General features: G+C 71.8%; 14 protein-coding genes. 6 read left to right on the top strand and 8 right to left on the bottom strand.

Annotated features, from left to right (window positions below; translation table 11 throughout):
* Window positions 1-9 precede the first annotated feature (9 nt).
* The 4 genes from BUQ68_RS03230 to BUQ68_RS03215 form a co-directional block, all read right to left on the bottom strand.
* Window positions 10-357, bottom strand: coding sequence for a DUF2293 domain-containing protein (locus BUQ68_RS03230; protein WP_075214501.1), 348 nt, complete (start codon window positions 355-357; stop codon window positions 10-12).
* A gap of 24 nt (window positions 358-381) precedes the next feature.
* Entirely contained in the window at window positions 382-1215 is an 834-nt protein-coding gene (locus BUQ68_RS03225; RefSeq protein ID WP_075214500.1) for an aldo/keto reductase, read from the bottom strand.
* Between the two features lie 134 nt (window positions 1216-1349).
* Window positions 1350-1832, bottom strand: a complete 483-nt coding sequence (locus BUQ68_RS03220) for a DUF4174 domain-containing protein (protein WP_083656216.1) — start codon at window positions 1830-1832, stop codon at window positions 1350-1352.
* An 84-nt stretch (window positions 1833-1916) separates the two neighbouring features.
* Window positions 1917-2849: a LysR family transcriptional regulator gene (locus BUQ68_RS03215; RefSeq protein WP_075214499.1), complete on the bottom strand. Its 933-nt coding sequence runs from the start codon at window positions 2847-2849 to the stop codon at window positions 1917-1919.
* A gap of 161 nt (window positions 2850-3010) precedes the next feature.
* On the opposite strand from BUQ68_RS03215, the gene betC reads away from it, so the two are divergent.
* Together betC and BUQ68_RS03205 are read left to right on the top strand one after the other, a co-directional pair.
* Window positions 3011-4543, top strand: coding sequence for a choline-sulfatase (gene betC, locus BUQ68_RS03210; RefSeq protein WP_075214498.1), 1533 nt, complete (start codon window positions 3011-3013; stop codon window positions 4541-4543).
* A 200-nt stretch (window positions 4544-4743) separates the two neighbouring features.
* Complete coding sequence (locus BUQ68_RS03205; protein ID WP_075214497.1) at window positions 4744-5634, top strand: helix-turn-helix transcriptional regulator; 891 nt, start codon at window positions 4744-4746, stop codon at window positions 5632-5634.
* Here BUQ68_RS03205 and BUQ68_RS03200 read toward each other — a convergent pair.
* Complete coding sequence (locus BUQ68_RS03200; protein WP_083656213.1) at window positions 5624-7723, bottom strand: molybdopterin biosynthesis protein; 2100 nt, start codon at window positions 7721-7723, stop codon at window positions 5624-5626. The genes BUQ68_RS03205 and BUQ68_RS03200 overlap by 11 nt on opposite strands.
* Before the next feature lie 14 nt (window positions 7724-7737).
* A complete protein-coding gene (locus tag BUQ68_RS03195) occupies window positions 7738-8799 on the bottom strand; it encodes a molybdopterin-binding domain-containing protein (RefSeq protein WP_075214496.1) in 1062 nt (353 codons plus the stop codon).
* Window positions 8800-9082: 283 nt separating this feature from the next.
* Between BUQ68_RS03195 and BUQ68_RS03190 the strand changes: the two genes are divergently transcribed.
* On the top strand, window positions 9083-10126 hold the full coding sequence (locus BUQ68_RS03190) for a sulfate/molybdate ABC transporter ATP-binding protein (protein ID WP_075214495.1): 1044 nt from the start codon (window positions 9083-9085) through the stop codon (window positions 10124-10126).
* An 88-nt stretch (window positions 10127-10214) separates the two neighbouring features.
* Here the strand turns inward: BUQ68_RS03190 and BUQ68_RS03185 are convergent, their stop codons facing one another.
* Both BUQ68_RS03185 and BUQ68_RS03180 read right to left on the bottom strand, forming a co-directional pair.
* Complete coding sequence (locus tag BUQ68_RS03185; RefSeq protein ID WP_075214494.1) at window positions 10215-10901, bottom strand: fumarylacetoacetate hydrolase family protein; 687 nt, start codon at window positions 10899-10901, stop codon at window positions 10215-10217.
* Between the two features lie 824 nt (window positions 10902-11725).
* The gene (locus BUQ68_RS03180; protein WP_075214493.1) at window positions 11726-12331 is read right to left on the bottom strand and encodes an LOG family protein; all 606 of its coding nucleotides are present in this window, start codon (window positions 12329-12331) and stop codon (window positions 11726-11728) included.
* Window positions 12332-12757: 426 nt separating this feature from the next.
* Here BUQ68_RS03180 and BUQ68_RS03175 point away from each other — a divergent pair, with 426 nt between their 5' ends.
* From BUQ68_RS03175 to BUQ68_RS03165, 3 genes are all read left to right on the top strand, one after another.
* On the top strand, window positions 12758-14578 hold the full coding sequence (locus tag BUQ68_RS03175) for a LysM peptidoglycan-binding domain-containing protein (RefSeq protein WP_075214492.1): 1821 nt from the start codon (window positions 12758-12760) through the stop codon (window positions 14576-14578).
* A gap of 220 nt (window positions 14579-14798) precedes the next feature.
* Window positions 14799-16712: an ABCB family ABC transporter ATP-binding protein/permease gene (locus BUQ68_RS03170; protein WP_075214491.1), complete on the top strand. Its 1914-nt coding sequence runs from the start codon at window positions 14799-14801 to the stop codon at window positions 16710-16712.
* 3 nt (window positions 16713-16715) lie between these two features.
* Window positions 16716-17720 carry a metal-dependent hydrolase gene (locus BUQ68_RS03165; RefSeq protein WP_075214490.1) on the top strand — a complete coding sequence of 335 codons (1005 nt, stop codon included), beginning with the start codon at window positions 16716-16718 and terminating at the stop codon, window positions 17718-17720.
* Window positions 17721-17864: the final 144 nt, after the last annotated feature.

Here is a 17864-nt window from a genome sequence, read left to right as displayed (position 1 = left end):
CACCCGCCCTCACGCCCGGTCTTCGTCCTCGGCATCCTCTTCGTCGTCGTCCGGATCCGCGTCCACCCCGTCCGCCACGCTCCGCCGAACGCCCCAGTCGCTAAGCACCGCGTCCATGGCGTCCGCCACGAAGTGCCGGGCGCTCTCCCGGTCGAACCCTTCGTCGAGCAGGTCGTCATAATCGGTGAAGGTGTGCCGCACATAGGCGACGAGCGACAGCCAGGCGGCCGTCTCCGCCGAGGCGGGCTTCAGGCCCCGGCTGTCCATGGCGTGGTCCACGATCACGCCGCGCTCGAACGCCGGCACCTTGGGGGCGAGCCGCCCCAGCGCCGCGTCGATCTCCGTCCGCCGTCCCATAAGGCACCCCCGAGCGCCCGATCTCTACAGCATCTCCAGCGGCCGCTTGCGGCGCGGCGGCGGGTGGGCGGCGTCGATCTCGGCGAGGTCCTCCGGCGTCAGCGCGATGTCGGACGCCTCCGCGTTCTGCCGCACGTGGGGGAGGGTGCTGGCCTTCGGGATGGCGATCACGTCGCCATGGCGGATCGCCCAGGCGATGGCGATCTGCGCCGCCGACACCGCGTGCCGGGCCGCAACCGCGGAGAGTGCGCGGGACAACAGGAGCTTGCCGCCCTGGCCGACCGGCGAATAGGCCGTCACCGGCATGCCGCGCGCCCGCTGCCAACTGATCAGGTCGAACTCCACGCCGCGGTTGTCGGGATTGTAGAGCACCTGGTTGGTGGCCGGCGGCACCGTCGGCTGCAGCGCCTCCAGCTCCTCCATGTCGGCGACATCGAAATTGGAGACGCCCCAGCGGCGGATCTTGCCGTCGCGGATCAGCGCCTCGAACGCCTCCACCGTCTCGGCAAGCGGCGTGCCGCCCCGCCAGTGCAGGAGGTAGAGATCCAGCCGGTCCGTCTTCAGCCGCTTGAGGCTGCGCTCGCAGGCCCGCGCCACGCCGCGCCGGTCGGCGTTCGACGGCAGCACCTTGGAGGTGAGGAACACGCCGTCGCGCCGCCCCTGAATGGCCTCGCCCACCAGGTCCTCCGCGTCGCCGTCGCCGTACATCTCCGCGGTGTCGACGAGCGTCATCCCGAGGTCCAGCCCGGCCCGCAGCGCCGCCACTTCGCGGGCGCGGTTGCGCGCGTCGCCCATCATCCAGGTTCCCTGGCCGATCGCCGGCACCACCGTGCCGTCGTTGAGCGTGACCGTTCGCATGCGGCAATTCCCCTTCGCGACTCAAGGCCCTGTTGAACCTTGTACCCCAGCACCGGATCGTTCGTGTGGCGCACGGACCGAAACCGCCTGCCTTCCACAACCGCGCCGTCCGCGTCCAGGCGGATCCGGCCGCGTCAGGGCGTGCCGGTTCCGCCCGCGGACCCTTGTCCACGGCGGCTTTCGTCCCGCCGCATCTCGTTCTGGCGCATCGGCATGGCGTCGATCACGCCGAACACCGCCGCCGGCGCCACGGGCGCCTCGGCGCGCCACTTCACCCCGCCGTCCTTGCCGATCAGCACCGCCTCGAACGGCGCATCGGGCGGCACGCCGAGGCGGGCGCGCACGGCGGCCGGGTCCACCTTCGGGGCAGGCCCGAACAGCGGCCGGATGCGGCTGGCGCCGACGACCGCGAACACCACCATGTCGCGCTCGAAAAAGCCGTTCTCCGCATCCTTGAAGAGCGCCGCCTGCTGGTCCAGCGCCTCGCCGGTCCCGGCTGTCAGCACCACCAGCACGCGCTTGTCCCACGTAAGATCGCCCAGCGGATCGGCATGGGCGGCCGCCGCCGCCATGGCCAGCGTCAGCCCCGCCATGGCGAGGAACGGAGTGAGGGTCATCGTGCGGTCCTCCCGTGGTCGGCAGTGTCCCGTCTGGCGTCCAACCCCGTCGGCTGCGATAAGTTCGGTCCCGGTGCGTGATGCTCACCCGTCCGCCGCGGCCCCCGCGCGCGCCGGCTCCGTGAAGGCCTCGATCATCCAGGCCTGCAACGCCGCCACCGGAACGGGATGCGGCGACCGGTCCGGCACCATCATGTCGTAGCCGCGCTCCGGCACATGCACGGCCGGGCCGACCGGCGTCACCAGCCCCCGCCGGACGAGGTCGTCGGAAAGCGACCGCCAGCCGAGCGCGACGCCCTGTCCGCCGATCGCCGCCTGCACCAGCAGCGGATAGTTGTTGAAGGTGAAGTCCGCCGCCCGGCGAACCGTCGGCGCGTCCAGTCGCTCCAGATAGCTGCGCCAGGTCAGCCACGCGTCCGCCCGCTCCGATTCCAGGTGGAGAAGCGGCGCGTCCGCGAACGCGGCGGCACCGCCCGTCCCGATCTCGGCGGCGAGCGCGGGGCTGGCGATCGGCGCCACCCACTCGTCCACGAGCCGGACCGACGTCCAGCCCTCCGGCGCCTGCGTGCCGAAGAGGACGGCCACATGCACCACCCCGCCGGCCGGAAAGTGGGCCTCCTGGGTGGTCACCACCTGCACGTCGGCGCCGCCCACCACGTGTCTCAGATCCGCGAGGCGCGGGATCAGCCAGAAGGCCGCGAAGGCGAAGTCGGTCAGGATCGTCAGCTGCGCCCGCCGGCCGGCGGCGCGGGCGTCGTCCATCCCCTTGGCGAGCGTGTCCAGCCCCAGCCGCGCGCTGCCGAACAGCTGCGTCCCGGCGTCCGTCAGAACCACGCCGCGCCAGATCCGGTCGAACAGGCGCACGCCCATGTCCGCCTCCAGCGCGGCGATATGGTGGCTGACGGCCGACTGGGTCATGCCGAGCTCCCGCCCGGCCGCGCTGAAACTGCCCGCCCGGGCCGCGCATTCAAACACGGCGATCTCGTTGAGGCGTGATCTTAGGAGCGACAGTCGCATGAGTTCCACGCATGGGTCCATGAGAACGGGACCGCTTTACGGGCCAGATTAGCCCGTCTCACATGCACACGCATCATCCCACAAGACTGCGCAGCCGGAGCCTTCACCGATTCGCTACGGATCGCGCAGCCGGCGCCCTGACCCACCGGAGACCCGCCCGCATGACCACCCGCGGCATGAACATCGTCATCGTGATGGCCGACCAGATGGCGCCCGCGGTGCTGCCCTTCCACGGCCACCCACTGGTGCAGGCGCCGGTGATGTCGCGCCTTGCCGCCGAGGGCGTGGTGTTCGACGCGGCCTACTGCAACAGCCCGCTCTGCTCGCCGTCGCGGGCGGTCTTCATGTCCGGCCGGCTGCCGTCGAAGACCGGCGCCTACGACAACGCCTCGGAGTTCCGCTCGGACATCCCGACCTTCGCGCACTACCTGCGCCGCGCCGGCTACCGCACGATCTTGTCTGGCAAAATGCATTTCTGCGGGCCGGATCAGCTGCACGGCTTCGAGGAGCGTCTGACCACCGACATCTACCCCGCCGACTTCGGCTGGACGCCTGACTGGGACCGCCCGCACGACCGGCCGAGCTGGTACCACAACATGAGTTCGGTCACCGACGCCGGCATGTGCGTGCGCACCAACCAGATGGATTTCGACGACGAGGTCGTCTTCGCCGCCGAGCGGGCGATCTACGACCAGGTGCGCGGCACCGATCCGCGCCCCTTCTGCCTCGTGGTCTCGCTCACCCACCCGCACGACCCGTTCGCCATCCCGGAAAAGTACTGGACCCTTTATCCAAACGACGCCATCGACCTGCCGAAGGTGCCGCTCGACCGCGCCGCCATGACGCCGCACGAGAAGCGGCTCTGGGCGGTCTGCGACATGGACGCCGTGGAGGTGACCGAAGCACAGGTGCGCGCCGCCCGCCGCGCCTACTATGGCGCCATCACCTACGTGGACGACAACGTCGGCCGCATCATGGGGGCCCTCAGGGCCACCGGCCTTGCCGACAAGACCGTCACCATGATCACCTCCGACCACGGCGAGATGCTGGGCGAGCGCGGCCTCTGGTACAAGATGAGCTATTTCGAGGGCGCCTGCCGGGTGCCGCTCGTGGTCCACGCCCCCGGCGCCTTCGCGCCGGCGCGCGTTCCCGCCGCCGTCTCCCTGGTCGACATGCTGCCGACCCTCGTCGACCTCGCCACCGGCGGCGAGGGTATGCCCTTCGCCACGCCGGTGGAGGGCCGCAGCCTCCTGCCTCATTGCGAGGGACGCGGCGGCCACGACGAGGTGATCGGCGAATATCTCGCCGAGGGCGCCGTCGCGCCGCTTCTGATGATCCGTCGCGATCGATGGAAGTTCGTCCACAGCCCCGCCGACCCGGACCAGCTCTACGACCTCGCCGCCGATCCCCTGGAGCGCACCAACCTGGCCGCCGATCCCGCCCACGCGGAGACCGTCGCGGCCTTCCGTGCCGAGGTGGCCGCCCGCTGGGACCTTCAGGCCCTCGACGCCGCCGTCCGCGAGAGCCAGCGCCGCCGCCATCTGGTGGTCGGCGCGCTCACCATCGGCACCCTTGCGCCATGGGACTACCAGCCGCCGCAGGACGCCAGCCGCGCCTACATCCGCAATCACATGGACCTTGACGACCTGGAGGCCCGGGCCCGCTTTCCCCGCGTCAGACCCGTGGCGCCCTGACACCACGCGCCGACCGCCGGGAGCAGAGTCCATAAGCGCGCAGGTAGTGGAAACTGCTTGCATGATGGAAATTTATCGCATTCTCCTGATGGGAACTTTGCCCGAAACTGATGGTCCCCCGGTTCGCTTCGACGGTGATTCGATCAGGCGGAGGCCCCGCCGCCTGCTTCCGTCCAGACGCCACTGATGGTTCCTGCCGCATGCTCCAGGATGTCTACTTCACCACCGCAGAGACCGCCGACTACCTGAGGATCAAGGAGCGCAAGCTCTACGAACTGGTGGCCGAAGGCGCCATTCCGTGCACCAAGGTCACGGGCAAGTGGCTGTTCCCTCGTTCGGCCCTGGACAGTTGGCTCAACGCCGGCATGGTCACGCCCGCGGGCTTCACGGCGGCCCAGCCGCCGCCCATCGTGGCGGGCAGCCACGACCTTCTCCTGGAATGGTCCGTGCGCGAATCCGGCTGTGGCCTTGCCATCCTGGCGGAAGGCAGCGCCCGCGGCCTGGAGCGGCTGACGGCGGGCGACGCCCAGATCGCCGCCATCCACTTCCACGCCGCCGACGAAACCGTCTCGCCCAACGCGGCGCTCGTCTCGGCCGAGCCGGCGCTCAGCGACGCCGTCGTGATCGGCTTCGCCCGCCGGGAGCAGGGGCTCGTGGTGCCGGCCGGCAATCCGAAGGGCGTGGAGAGCATCGTGGAGGCGCTCGACCGCGACCTCCGCTTCGCGGTCCGCCAGCCCGGCGCCGGCGCGCAACTCCTCCTGGAGGCCATGCTGAAGCGCGCCGGGCGGGATGCGGACGTCATCGCCGTCGCCGGCCCGCCGGCCGCCACCGGCTCCGAACTCGCCCACGCGGTGAGAGCTGGCCGGGCCGACTGCGGCATCGCCCCGCGCAGCGTCGCCGACGCCCACGGGCTCGACTTCCTGCCCCTCGTCTGGGAGCGGTTCGACCTCGTCCTCAAACGCCGCAGCTATTTCGAGCCCGGCCCGCAGGCGCTCTTCGCCTTCATGCGCCAGCCGCGCTTCGCCGCCCGGGCGGAGGAGTTCGGCGGCTACGACGTGTCCGAAGCCGGACAGGTGCTTCTCAACCGCTGACGCCGTTGCCGTTCGCCCGCGTGAACCCGAGCGCGGCGAGCCGTTCGGCCACCGCCGGATCGTCGAGCGCCGCCCGGAACGCCGCCATCGCCGGCCGATCCAGGTCCGCCGTCCGCGCCGCGAAGTCGTAGTGCTCCGGCCCGACCGCCAGGAAGCCGAGCCCGTTGTCCCGCGCCACCGGCTCGATGGCGAGCCCCCAGTCCGCCCGGCCCTGCGCCACCGCCGCGCCCACCGCGTTGTGCGATTTCGGCTGGTTCCAGTAACCCGCGGGCCGAAGCCCCTTCAGGAGCCGGTCCATCAGCAGCCGCGTGCCGGACCCGGCGTTGCGGTTCACCATCAGAAGGTCCGGCACTGTTGCCACCAGCGCCAGCACCTGGTCGAGGTCGCGCCCGGCGAACCGCCCGTCGTCGGCGCGGAACACGATGCCCTGCCGGCGCAGCCAGCCGGGGATCAGCGTCATGTCCGGATCCAGGTGGTTCACGTTGTAGCGGCCCGTCTCCGGATGGATCAGGTGGATGGGGGCGAGGTCGCACTCGCCCCGCTTCAGCGCCGCCAGCCCGCCGAGGCTGCCGACCGGTACCACCCGGCTCGTCCAGCCGCCGTCGGCGAGCACGCCCGTCACCGCGTCGAGCCCCACGCAATGGCTCCCCACGATGGCCAGATCCGGCGCCTCCGCCGACCCCGACAGCAGCGTCACCGCCACGGTCGCGCCGGCCAGCGCGTGGTCCGCCAGCGCGTCGATGGAGAAGAACCCGTCCGCCCGCCCGAAGGCCGTCACCGCGCCGGAGCCCTTGCCGAGCGGGTAGGCGAGCCGTTCGCCGCCGCGCGCGATCAGCGACACCATCACGAACTCGGTCCGCCCGAGGTCCGACGGCACCCGCGCCGGCAGGGTCGCCGTCACGGTCGTCTCCGCCCGCTCCGGCAGCCCGGCCATCAGGCGCAGCACCGGCGCCACCAGGTCGTGGAAGGTGAACATGGCCGAGGTCGGAAAGCCCGGCAGCACCACCACCGGCTTGCCGTCCGCGACGGCGAGAAGCAGCGGCTTGCCGGGCTTCAGCGCCACCCCGTGCACCACGATCCCGGGCTCCCCGAGGCCCGCCACCAGCCGGTAGGTGAGGTCCCCCGCGCCCTTGGATGTCCCGCCGGAGAGGATCACCGCGTCGGCCCTTTCGAACGCGTCGTCGATCGCCGCGCGCAGCGCCGCCGCGTCGTCCGGAATGGCGCCGAGGAGAAGCGGCACGCATCCGTTCTCCGCCACGGCCGCCGCCACCATCGGCCCGTTGGCGTCGTAGACGGCCGCCGGCCGCAGCGCCTCTCCGGGCGCCACCAGCTCGTCGCCGGTGGAGAGCACCGCCACCACCGGCCGCCGCACCACCGGCACGGACGCGAGCCCCACCGTCGCCAGCATGCCGATCTCGCGCGCCCCGATCAGGCTGCCCCGGCGGATCAGGATCTCGCCGCGCGCAATGTCGCTGCCGGCGAACGACACGTTCTGCCCCGGCAGCACCGGCCGTCCCACGCGCACCACGCCGGCCTCGATCGGGTCCGGCTCCGTCCATTCGATCATCACCACCGCGTCCGCCCCGCGCGGGATCGGCCCGCCGGTGGCGATCGTCGCCGCCATGCCGGTCGCCACCGGCCGCGTCGGCGAAACCCCGCAGGCGATCGTCTCGCCCGTCAGCCGCAGCCGCACCGGCGCCGCCTCGCTGGCGCCCGTCAGGTCCGCCGCCCGCACCGCGAAGCCGTCCACCACGGCGCGGTCGAACGGCGGCGCATCCACCGGCGCCGCCACGTCCGCCGCCAGCACCCGGCCGAGGCTGTCGGCGAGAGCCACCATCTCGGTGCCCACTGGCCGCGGCCGAAGCGCCGCCCGGAACCGCGCCGCCGCCTCGTCGCGCGACACCACCGACAGGAACTGATCCTGCGCCAGCCCAACGCCCCCAGCCGCCGGCCCGTCCGGCGCCCCGACGGCTCGCGTCCCGCCGGCCTTCGCCGGCCCGTCCGCCTGCTGACCCGCCCGCGCCGATCCGTCCGGCGCCCTTCCGCCCGGTGCGATGTCGTGCGCCGTCTTGCCTGTCGTCTCGGTCATCCGGTCCCTGTCGGTCACCAGGTCTCACCCTCAAGGCTCCGCGGCCGCACCGTCGTGCCGGCAGCCAGCCCCTCGCTCGACGGCGGCAGCACCAGGCAGCCGTCCGCCGTCAGCACCGCGCGAAGCGGCCACGTGCCGGTCGCCAGCGGCGTCCAGTCCTCGCCCGCGCGCGCCACCAGCACGAGATCCGTCATGCCGACCTGCGACGTCACGCGGCCGGTGAGGGCTCCCGGCGCTTCCTCCTGCCCGGTTTCGCCGAGCGCGTCCAGAAGACCGATGCGCACGGCCGCCACCGCGTCGAGGAGCGCCGGCACCACCAGCACCGGTTCGCCGGCCGCGATCACCAGCGCCGTCTCGCTGCCCGGCCGCATGGCGATCCGTGCCGCCGCCACCGTCGCGCCGGCCGCCGCGAGCGCCCGCGCATCCGCCATCGGATCCGCCGACACCACCACCCGAACCCCCGCGCCGCCCAGGAGATCCCGCGCCGCCGCCAGCACGGCCGGATCCGGCGGCGCAAGGTCCGACCCGCGCACCAAACCGCCGCCCGCCGCATTCCCCGCCACCACCTCGCCCAAGCCCGCAACCGCGCTCACCCCCGCCGCCAGCGCCGCCCGCCGCAGCCCGGTCAGAACCGACCCGGCCCGCACCAGCACGTCGCCTGCCCGCGCATCCTCGCCGCGCCGCCGCACGGCCTCGTAAGGCCCCACCGGCATCACCGCCGCCACCGACCCGAACGCCGCCTCCACCGCCTCCGGCTCGGCCACCGCATCGCAGCCGTCCCCGAGCGCATCGCCGATCCGCACCCGCCGCGGCGGCGGGTCCAGCGGCAGCGGCGCGTCCGGCCCGGCGCCCACGGTGGACAGCGCCGTCAACGCCCATCCCGCCACCCGCGCCACATCCTCCGACGGCAGATCCGCCCCCGCGACCGTGTCGGTCGCCGCGACCATCTCGGTCGCCGCGACCGACGCGGCCGCACCGCCACCGCCGGCCGGCCCGCCCGCCGCCACGGACCGACCCGCCGCCCGGATCGCCGCCAGCACATCCTCGACCGACCGATAGCCCGCATCCCACGTCAAAGCCGTCCCTCCGGACCCACGCGCCCCATGTCACCCACCCGGACGCTGAGGATGGCGATCGTCTCTGCCCGGCGGAACGATTTTCTCACGTCGCCGCGAAAACAAACCGTCGCATTGCGCCGCCCATCCCGATCCGGCGTCCGGCCGTCCTTCCATCTCAAGGCCTTTCCCCTACACTCGCTGCCCGCGCCGGCTCCGCTCGCCTGCATCGACAGCGTGCTGTGCGCCGCAGCAGGCCCGAAACCCCGGCGCCCGCGCCCGACCCGCCCTCTCGGAGCCCTTCATGGACCTCGACATCCGCCAGATCACCAAGGCCTTCGGCGACACCGCCGCCCTTCACGGCGTCGATCTTGCCGTCGCGTCCGGCGAGCTGGTCGCGCTCCTCGGCCCGTCCGGCTCCGGCAAGACGACGCTCCTGCGCATCATCGCCGGGCTCGATTTCCCCTCGAGCGGGCAGGTCTTCTTCGGCGGCACCGACGCCAGCCTGAAGTCCGTCAGAGAGCGCAACGTCGGCTTCGTCTTCCAGCACTACGCGCTCTTCCGGCACATGACCGTCGCCGACAACATCGCCTTCGGCCTCCGCGCCCGGCCGCGCGCCCGCCGTCCCGCCGAGGCCGACATCGCCCGCCGGGTGGAGACCCTCCTCGACCTCGTCCACCTCGGCGGCTTCGGCAAGCGCTATCCGGCGCAGCTCTCCGGCGGCCAGCGCCAGCGGGTCGCGCTCGCCCGCGCCCTTGCCATTGAGCCTCAGGTGCTCCTCCTCGACGAGCCCTTCGGCGCCCTCGACGCCAAGGTCCGCAAGGAACTCCGCCGCTGGCTGCGCCAGCTGCACGACCAGACCGGCCACACCACGCTCTTCGTCACCCACGACCAGGAGGAGGCGCTCGACCTCGCCGACCGGGTGGTGGTCATGTCGAACGGCCGGATCGAGCAGATCGGCGCGCCGGAGGAGATTTACGACCGGCCGGCCTCGCCCTTCGTCTACGACTTCATCGGCGAGGCGACCCGCATCCCCGTGGAGGTCCGCAACGGCGTCCCGCTCCTCGGCGGCCGGCCCGTGCCGCTGCCGGCCGACGCGCGCCGCCCGTCCGATGGCCCGGCGGTGCTCTATGTCCGCCCCGAACACGTGGGCCTTGCCGGCGAAGGAGAGGGGCTTTCCGGCACCGTCACCTCGCTCCACCGTTCCGGCTCGTCGCGCCGCCTCTCGGTCCGGCTCGACGGCACCGACGCGGAGGTCGAGGCGCTCGCCCCGCACGACCGCACCGTGCCGGCGCTCGGCGACCGCGCCCACCTGCACTTCCGATCCCCCGGCCTCTTCGCCGCCTGAGCCTCTTCGCCGCCTCAACAAATTTTTTGCCCGGCTACGGACGTTAGCTCGCCGCCATCGTGAGGGCGACAGGCGCCCGATGGCGCCCTCAGACCACCGCCACCGTCAGCGCGCCGACGCCCTCGACCCCGCACGTCACCGTCTCGCCCACCGCCACCGGCCCGACGCCCGCGGGCGTGCCGGTGAAGATCAGGTCGCCCGGCTCCAGCCGGAACAACCCCGAGAGGTGGGCGATCAATTCCGGCACGCTCCAGATCATCTGGGAAAGATCGCCCGTCTGCCGGCGCGCGCCCGCCACGTCCAGCCAGATCGCCCCGGCCGCCGGATGGCCCACGGCCTCCACCGGCACGATCGCCGACACCGGTCCCGACCCGTCGAACGATTTCGCCGTGTCCCACGGCCGTCCGCCCTTCTTGGCCTCCGCCTGCAGCGCCCGGCGGGTGAAGTCGATCCCGACCGCGTAGCCGCAGACGAGCGAAAGCGCCTCCTCCGGCCGCACGTCCGCCCCGCCCGCCTTCAAGGCGACCACCAGTTCCACCTCGTGATGCACCTCCCCGGTCGCGCGCGGCAGCGGAAAGGCGCCGCCGTCGGTGACGAGCGTGGTCGCGTCCTTGGTGAAGAAGAAGGGCGGCTCCCGGTCCGGGTCGTGGCCCATCTCCAGGGCGTGGTCGCGATAATTGCGCCCCACGCAGAACACCCGGCGCACCGGAAACCGCGCCGCGGTGCCGACCACCGGGACGCTGACGACGGGGTGCGGATCGAACAGATAGGTCATGATCGGGGCCTTGCGCGAGGAGGGCAGGGGACACCACCGGTACACCGTCCCAGCCCGATCGTCATGCCCCGCGCGGATCCACTTCAATGGAGGATCGGATTTAAGGTGTATGGAAAGCGGGCTGCCGGACCGCGCGTCCCTCGGTCGTCATCCCGACGAACGCCGGGATCCAACCGTCGGCGGCGACTCCTGCGCGGGTGAGGCGGTATATGACGCCGGCTGGAACCCGACTTTCGTCGGGATGACGAGGTCGAGGGTATCGAGGCGCGGTTTGCAGGGCGACGGCAACCATGGACTCACCCGACCGGTGCCACATCCTCCGCCCGACCGTCATGGTCCGCGCAAGACTCACAAACGATGGAGGGTTCGAGTTACGGTGTGTGCAGAGCGCCCTGACGGGCCGGACCGCGCGTCCCTCGGTCGTCATCCCGGCGCACGCCGGGATCCAACCGTCGGCGGCGACTCCTGCGCGGGTGAGGCGGTATATGACGCCGGCTGGATCCCGACTTTCGTCGGGATGACGAGGTCGAGGGTATCGAGGCGCGGTTTGCAGGGCGACGGCAACCATGGACTCACCCGACCGGTGCCACATCCCCCGCCCGACCGTCATGGTCCGGTTCAGCCGGACCACCCACGCATTCCCCCGTCGCGCCGCTCAAAAGCGTGGCTGGTCCGCCTGAAGCGGACCATGACGAGGTTGAGTTCCTAACGAAAGTGCGCCCCAGCCCGGCCGCAGTACACGCTCACCCGATCCCCACCCGCCCGACCGTCATGGTCCGGTTCAGCCGGACCACCCACGCATTCCCCCAAATCCAAGCGCCCCCTCACATCTTCTCCAGGCTCCGCCGGTCGCCCTCCAGCGCCGCCTCGGCCTGACCGGCCGCCGCCTGGAGCACCATCGGCACGATCTCCTCGGCCCGCGCCGCCATCAGGTACTTCACCTCGTAGCCCGGCCGGATGAAGGCCTCGTCGGCCATGTGGCTGAGCAGCACCTGCAGCGGCTCCCAGAACCCGGCGATGTTGGCGAGCACGATCGGCTTCTTGTGCCGGCCAAGTTGGGCCCAGGTCATCTGCTCGACCAATTCCTCCAGCGTGCCGACGCCGCCCGGCAGCGCCACGAAGGCGTCCGAGTGCTCGAACATCATCCGCTTGCGGGTGTGCATGTCGTCGACGATGTGGAGGTCGTCGACGCCCTCCAGCATGATCTCCTTGCGCAGGAGAAACTCCGGGATGATGCCCGTCACCGCGCCGCCGTGCTTGAGCACGGCCTTCGCCACCCCGCCCATCAGGCCGATGGACCCGCCGCCGTAGACGAGGCGGATGCCGGCCTCGGCCATCGTCCGGCCGAGGGTCTCGGCGGCGGCGAGGTGGAGGGGATTGCGACCGGTGGAGGAACCGCAGAAGACGCAGATGCTGGAGACGTGTGCCATGGTCTCATGTCGCATCGGCTCGCCGGGGGCGTCAAGACCGCCCGCACGGGCGCCGGAGCGCATGCAAGGGCGCGAATGGGCGCGGGACCGGCCTTGCGGCCGAAATCGCGCTGCGCCCTTGCGGCAACGGTCAAGGGTGGAAAGCGCGATGCAACATTCGGCCCGCTTGTGACGATTTTGCGGTCGGTATAAGCATTTGACTTAAGTCGACACGCAAGTGCCGTGAGCTGTTTTGGAGTATCAGGGCGGGATGGCGCGCCAACGCGCGTCCCGTTCGGAAGACCGGTCGGGCGCGTGGGGCCGGCGGCATTCCGCCGCCGCAGGCCGAGGGCCAGGGGCCGCTTCCGCGTCCGGGCAGAAACCGCGAGCCATACGGGTGTTTTGCTGGGGCGCCCGTGAGTGGCGGGCGGGGCAACGGAACGGGACATGACCAAGGAACAAAGGGTTGCGCTCGCGGCGGCGGTGCTGGCCGTCATCGCGCTCCTTTACGGCTACGGATCGGGCGCGCTCGACGATGCCCTGAAGGTCGCCGGCCTCATGCCGGACGCGCCGCCGGCCGACCAGGCCGCGGACCCGTCCGCCACGGCCGGTTCCTCGTCCGTGCCCGCCACGCCCGTCGTCCCCGAAACCAAGCCTGCCCGCACCATCGTGCCGGTGTTCGACCTCGTCCGCGTGGAGCCGACCGGCGACGCCGTGATCGCCGGCCAGGGCGTGCCCGAGGCGACGGTGGAAATCCTCTCCGGCGCCGTGGTCATCGCCACCGGCACCGCCAACGCGGCCGGCGAATGGGCGATCGTCCTCTCCGATCCCCTGAAGGCCGGCGCCCACGACCTTCGGGTGCGCAGCCTCAATCCCGCTGGCGGTACCCTGGAATCGGAACAGAGCGTCGCCGTCTCCGTGCCGGAGGACGGCACCGGCGAAGTCCTCGTCGTCCTCAACGAGCCCGGCTCCGCCAGCACCGTGCTTCAGGTACCGGGCCTCGACGAGGCGCGCGAGAAGCTGCGCGAAGCCGGCGTCGAGCCCTCCACCCTGGAGCCCGTGGAAGAGGCCGCCGAAGCCGCCGCCGCCCCGCCGCCGCCCGAGCCTGAGATCCCCGTCGCCGCCGCGCCCGCCACGCCGCCTCCCGCCGCGCCTGCCCCTGCCGCAGCCGATCCCACCGTCGCGGCGGCTTCGCCCGAAGCCGTTCCCGCCGCGCCCGACACCCCGGTCGCAGCGGCTCCGCCCGCACCAGCCGCGCCGGCTGCATCCGCCCCCGCGCCAGCCCCCGATTCGCAGACCGCGACGGCCGACACCGCCGCTCCGTCGTCGCCGGCCGAAGCCAGCGCCGGGGACCCGGTCGCCAGCTCCACCGCCGGCGCCGGCTCGGAAATCGCTGCCAGCGTCCCGCAGGGCGCCATCGACGCGCCGGCCGGCGGCGAGACCGCCGTGGCAGGCCAGCCGGCCGGCAGCGGCGAGACCGCCGTCGCCATGACGCCCGCGGCCCCGGCAACCGCCCCCACCGCCCCGGCAACCGCCCCCGCCGCCGTCGCGCCCACCACCGAACCCGCGCCGGCCACAGAACCCGCGCCCGCAACCCTACCGGCCCCGTCCGTCGCCACCCCCGCGACGCCGCCTTCCGTCCCCGACCCTGCCGTCGCCGAAACCCCCGCCGCGCCCGCCCCTGAGACGGCCGCCGCGCCGGAGCCCGCCGCGCCGCCGCCGCCGCTCGCCGTCACCATCGAGGCGGTCGAAACCGAGGCCGGAACCCTCTACGCCGCCGGGTCCGCCGCCGTCGGCGCCACCGTCCGCCTCTACGTGGACGGCGAGCCGGTGGCCGACGCGGCCGCCGACGAGAACGCCCGCTGGCTGGTGGAGACCGCCCGCACCCTGGCGCCCGGCGACCACACCGTCCGCGTCGACCAGGTCGCCCCGGACGGCACGGTGCTGGCCCGGTCCGAGGTCGTCTTCCAGCAGGCCGAGGATCCGATGGAGATCGCCGGCGGCGGCTCCACCCTCGCGGCCGCCGGCTCCGGCTCCGCCGGGGAGGCGCGCGTCGGCTCGGCGAAGACGATCATCATCCGCCGAGGCGACAACCTCTGGCGGATCGCCCGCCGGCTCTACGGCTACGGCGTGCGGTACTCCACCATCTACGAGGCCAACACGGATCAGATCCGCAACCCCGGCCTCATCTATCCGGGGCAGGTCTTCGTGCTGCCGGAAGGAGACGCCGCCTGGACCGCCATCGCGCCGGCGCCGTCCACACCCTGAGCGCTTCAGGCCGGGGCGATCCTCGTCCCGGCGGCAAGACCCTTGAAAAGCCGGCCGCGAGTCTGATCTAGAGCGTATCCGCTCGCGGATCGCGTCGTCGGCATGAGTCCCTGCGCGTCCGCGGGAGGCGGTTCCTTCACAGATCCGACGCAGCTTTTTGCTCAACGTCGGACGTCCGCCTGCCGACCGCCCTTGGCCGGCATTGCCAGCCAAGGCCAGCATGCTGAAATCATCGAAAGATCCCGCCAGCCGCACCGTCAACGCCGACGACGCCGCGCTGTTCGCCACCGTCCGCAACCTGTGGCCCTACATCTGGCCGCACGACCGGCCCGACCTTCGATGGCGCGTCGCCGCCGCCGTGCTGGCGCTCGTGCTCGCCAAGATCGCCACCGTGGCGGTGCCCTATTTCTTCAGCTGGGCCACCGACGCCCTGGCGCCGGCCGAGCGCGACCAGCAGGTCATGCTCCTCGCCTATTCGCCCGTGGTGCTCGTGGTCGGCTACGGCGTCGGCCGGCTCGTGCTCAGCGCCTTCAACCAGCTGCGCGACGCCCTCTTCGCCGAGGTCAGCCAGCACGCGGTGCGCTCCCTCGGCCTGCGCACCTTCCAGCACCTGCACAACCTGTCGCTCCGCTTCCACCTGCAGCGGCGCACCGGCGGCCTCTCGCGCGTCATCGAGCGCGGCGTGAAGGGCATCGATGCCATCGTGCGCTTCACCATCCTCAACGCCTGGCCGACCGCCCTTGAATTCGCCCTCTCGGCCGCCATCATCGCCTGGCAGTTCGGCCTCACCTATCTGGCCGTCATCTCCGTCACCGTCTTTCTCTACGTCTGGTTCTCGGTCCGCTACTCCGACCGTCGCATCGACATCCGCCGCCGCATGAACGACAGCGACACGGACGCCAACACCAAGGCCATCGACAGCCTGCTCAACTTCGAGACGGTGAAATACTTCGGCAACGAGCGCATGGAGGCCAGCCGCTTCGACGCCGCCATGGCCCGCTACGAGCGCGCCGCCGTGGAGACCTGGACGTCGCTCTCCTGGCTCAACATGGGCCAGACCGTCATCTTCACCGTCGGCATGACCATCTGCATGGTCATGTCCGCCCGCGAGGTGATGGCCGGCACCCAGACCATCGGCGAGTTCGTGCTGATCAACGCGCTCCTGATGCAGCTCGCCGTGCCGCTCAACTTCATCGGCTTCATCTACCGCGAGATCCGCCAAGGAATCGCCGATATCGAGCAGATGTTCGACCTCCTCGGCCAGCCCGCCGAGATCGTCGACGCGCCGGACGCCCGCCCGCTCAAGGTCGACGGCGCCACGGTCCGCTTCGAGGACGTGCACTTCGCCTACGACCCCGACCGCAAGATCCTCGACGGCGTCAGCTTCGAGGTGCCGGCCGGCAAGACCGTCGCCATCGTGGGCCCGTCCGGCGCCGGCAAGTCCACCCTGTCGCGCCTCCTCTTCCGCTTCTACGACGTCACCGCCGGCCGGGTCACCATCGACGGCCAGGACGTGCGCACCGTCACGCAGGAGAGCCTGCGTGCCGCCATCGGCATGGTCCCGCAGGACACGGTGCTCTTCAACGACACCATCCTCTACAACGTCCGCTACGGCCGCATGGACGCCTCCGAGGAGGAAGTGCGCGAGGCTGCCGCAATGGCGCAGATCGCCGGCTTCATCGAGATGCTGCCCCAGGGCTTCAACACACAGGTCGGCGAGCGCGGCCTGAAGCTCTCCGGCGGCGAGAAGCAGCGCGTCGCCATCGCCCGTACCATCCTCAAGGGCCCGCCCATCCTCATCCTCGACGAGGCCACCTCCGCCCTCGACACCAACACCGAGCGCGAGATCCAGGCCGCCCTCGACCGCGTCTCCGCCGGCCGCACCACCCTCGTCATCGCTCACCGCCTGTCCACGGTGGTCAACGCCGACGAGATCATCGTCCTTGAAAAGGGCCGCATCGCCGAGCGCGGCGCCCACGCCGCCCTCATCGAAAAGGGCGGCCTCTACGCCACCATGTGGCAGCGCCAGCGCGAGGCCGACGAGGCGGAAGAGCGCCTGAAGCGCGTCCGCGCCGAAGACGACCTCGGCATCGTCACCCGCGGCGCCCGCGCCGACGCCCCCCGCAACGGGTGAGCGATGGATCCCATCACCCAGGGCGCGATCGGCGCCGCGCTGCCGGCGTCCCTGCGGGGCAGACGCCAGACGCGCGTCGCCGCCGCCGCCGGCTTCCTCGCCGGCATGGCGGCCGACCTCGACGTGCTGATCCGGTCTGAGACCGACAGCCTCCTCTTCCTCGAGTACCACCGGCAGTTCACCCATTCCCTCGTCTTCATCCCGGTCGGCGGCCTTCTCGTCGCGGCGGTCCTCTTCCTCTGCTTCCGCCGCTGGCTGACGATCGGCTTTGCGAGGCTGTGGCTGTTCACCACCCTCGGCTATGGCACCCACGGCCTCCTCGACGCAGCGACGTCCTACGGCACGCTCCTCCTCTGGCCGTTCAGCGACCACCGCTTCTCCTTCAGCATCATCTCCATCGTCGATCCGCTGTTCACCCTACCGGTCCTGGTGCTGCTCGCCACCGGAGCCGTCCGGAAAAGCCCGCGCCTCGCCCGTCTCGCGCTGGTCTGGGCCGCCTTCTACCTCGCCGTCGGCGCCTACCAGCACCAGGCGGCGGACGCCCTGGCGCACCACCTCGCGCGGGAACGCGGCCACACCGTGGTGCGGCTGGAGGTCAAGCCCACCTTCGCCAACCTCGTGGTCTGGAGAAGCGTCTACGAGGCCGACGGCCGCTTCCATGTGGACGCCATCCGTCCCGGCTTCGCCACGTCGGTCATCGAAGGCACGTCCATCGCAACGCTCGACGTGCCGCGCGCCTTCCCCTGGCTCGACCCGGCCTCCCAGCAGGCCCGCGACATCGACCGCTTCACCCGCTTCAGCGACGGCTTCGTCGCTGAAGCGACCGACGGCGACACGCGCATCATCGACGTCCGCTACGCCTTCCTGCCCACCGAAATAGCCCCCCTCTGGTCCCTCCGTCTCGACCCCACCGCGCCCCCAACCGCCCACGCCCGTTTCGAAACCCACCGCAACAACGCCGCCGCCAACCTCCGAGCCCTCATGGGAATGGTCCTGAACCGGCCGTAGCGCGTGGGGAAGAATGCGTGGTTGGTCCGGCTGAACCGGACCATGACGATCGTACGGTTGGGTATGGCGGTTGAGTGAATCCCTTCGACCGCATTGCTGCCGACCCCCACCACCGCCTCGACCTCGTCATGGTCCGGTTCAGCC

The sequence above is a fragment of the Mongoliimonas terrestris genome (assembly GCF_001927285.1).
Lineage (GTDB): Bacteria > Pseudomonadota > Alphaproteobacteria > Rhizobiales > Pleomorphomonadaceae > Chthonobacter > Chthonobacter terrestris.
Note: the sequence above shows the minus strand (reverse complement) of the source record. Positions and strands in the feature narration are given on the sequence as shown.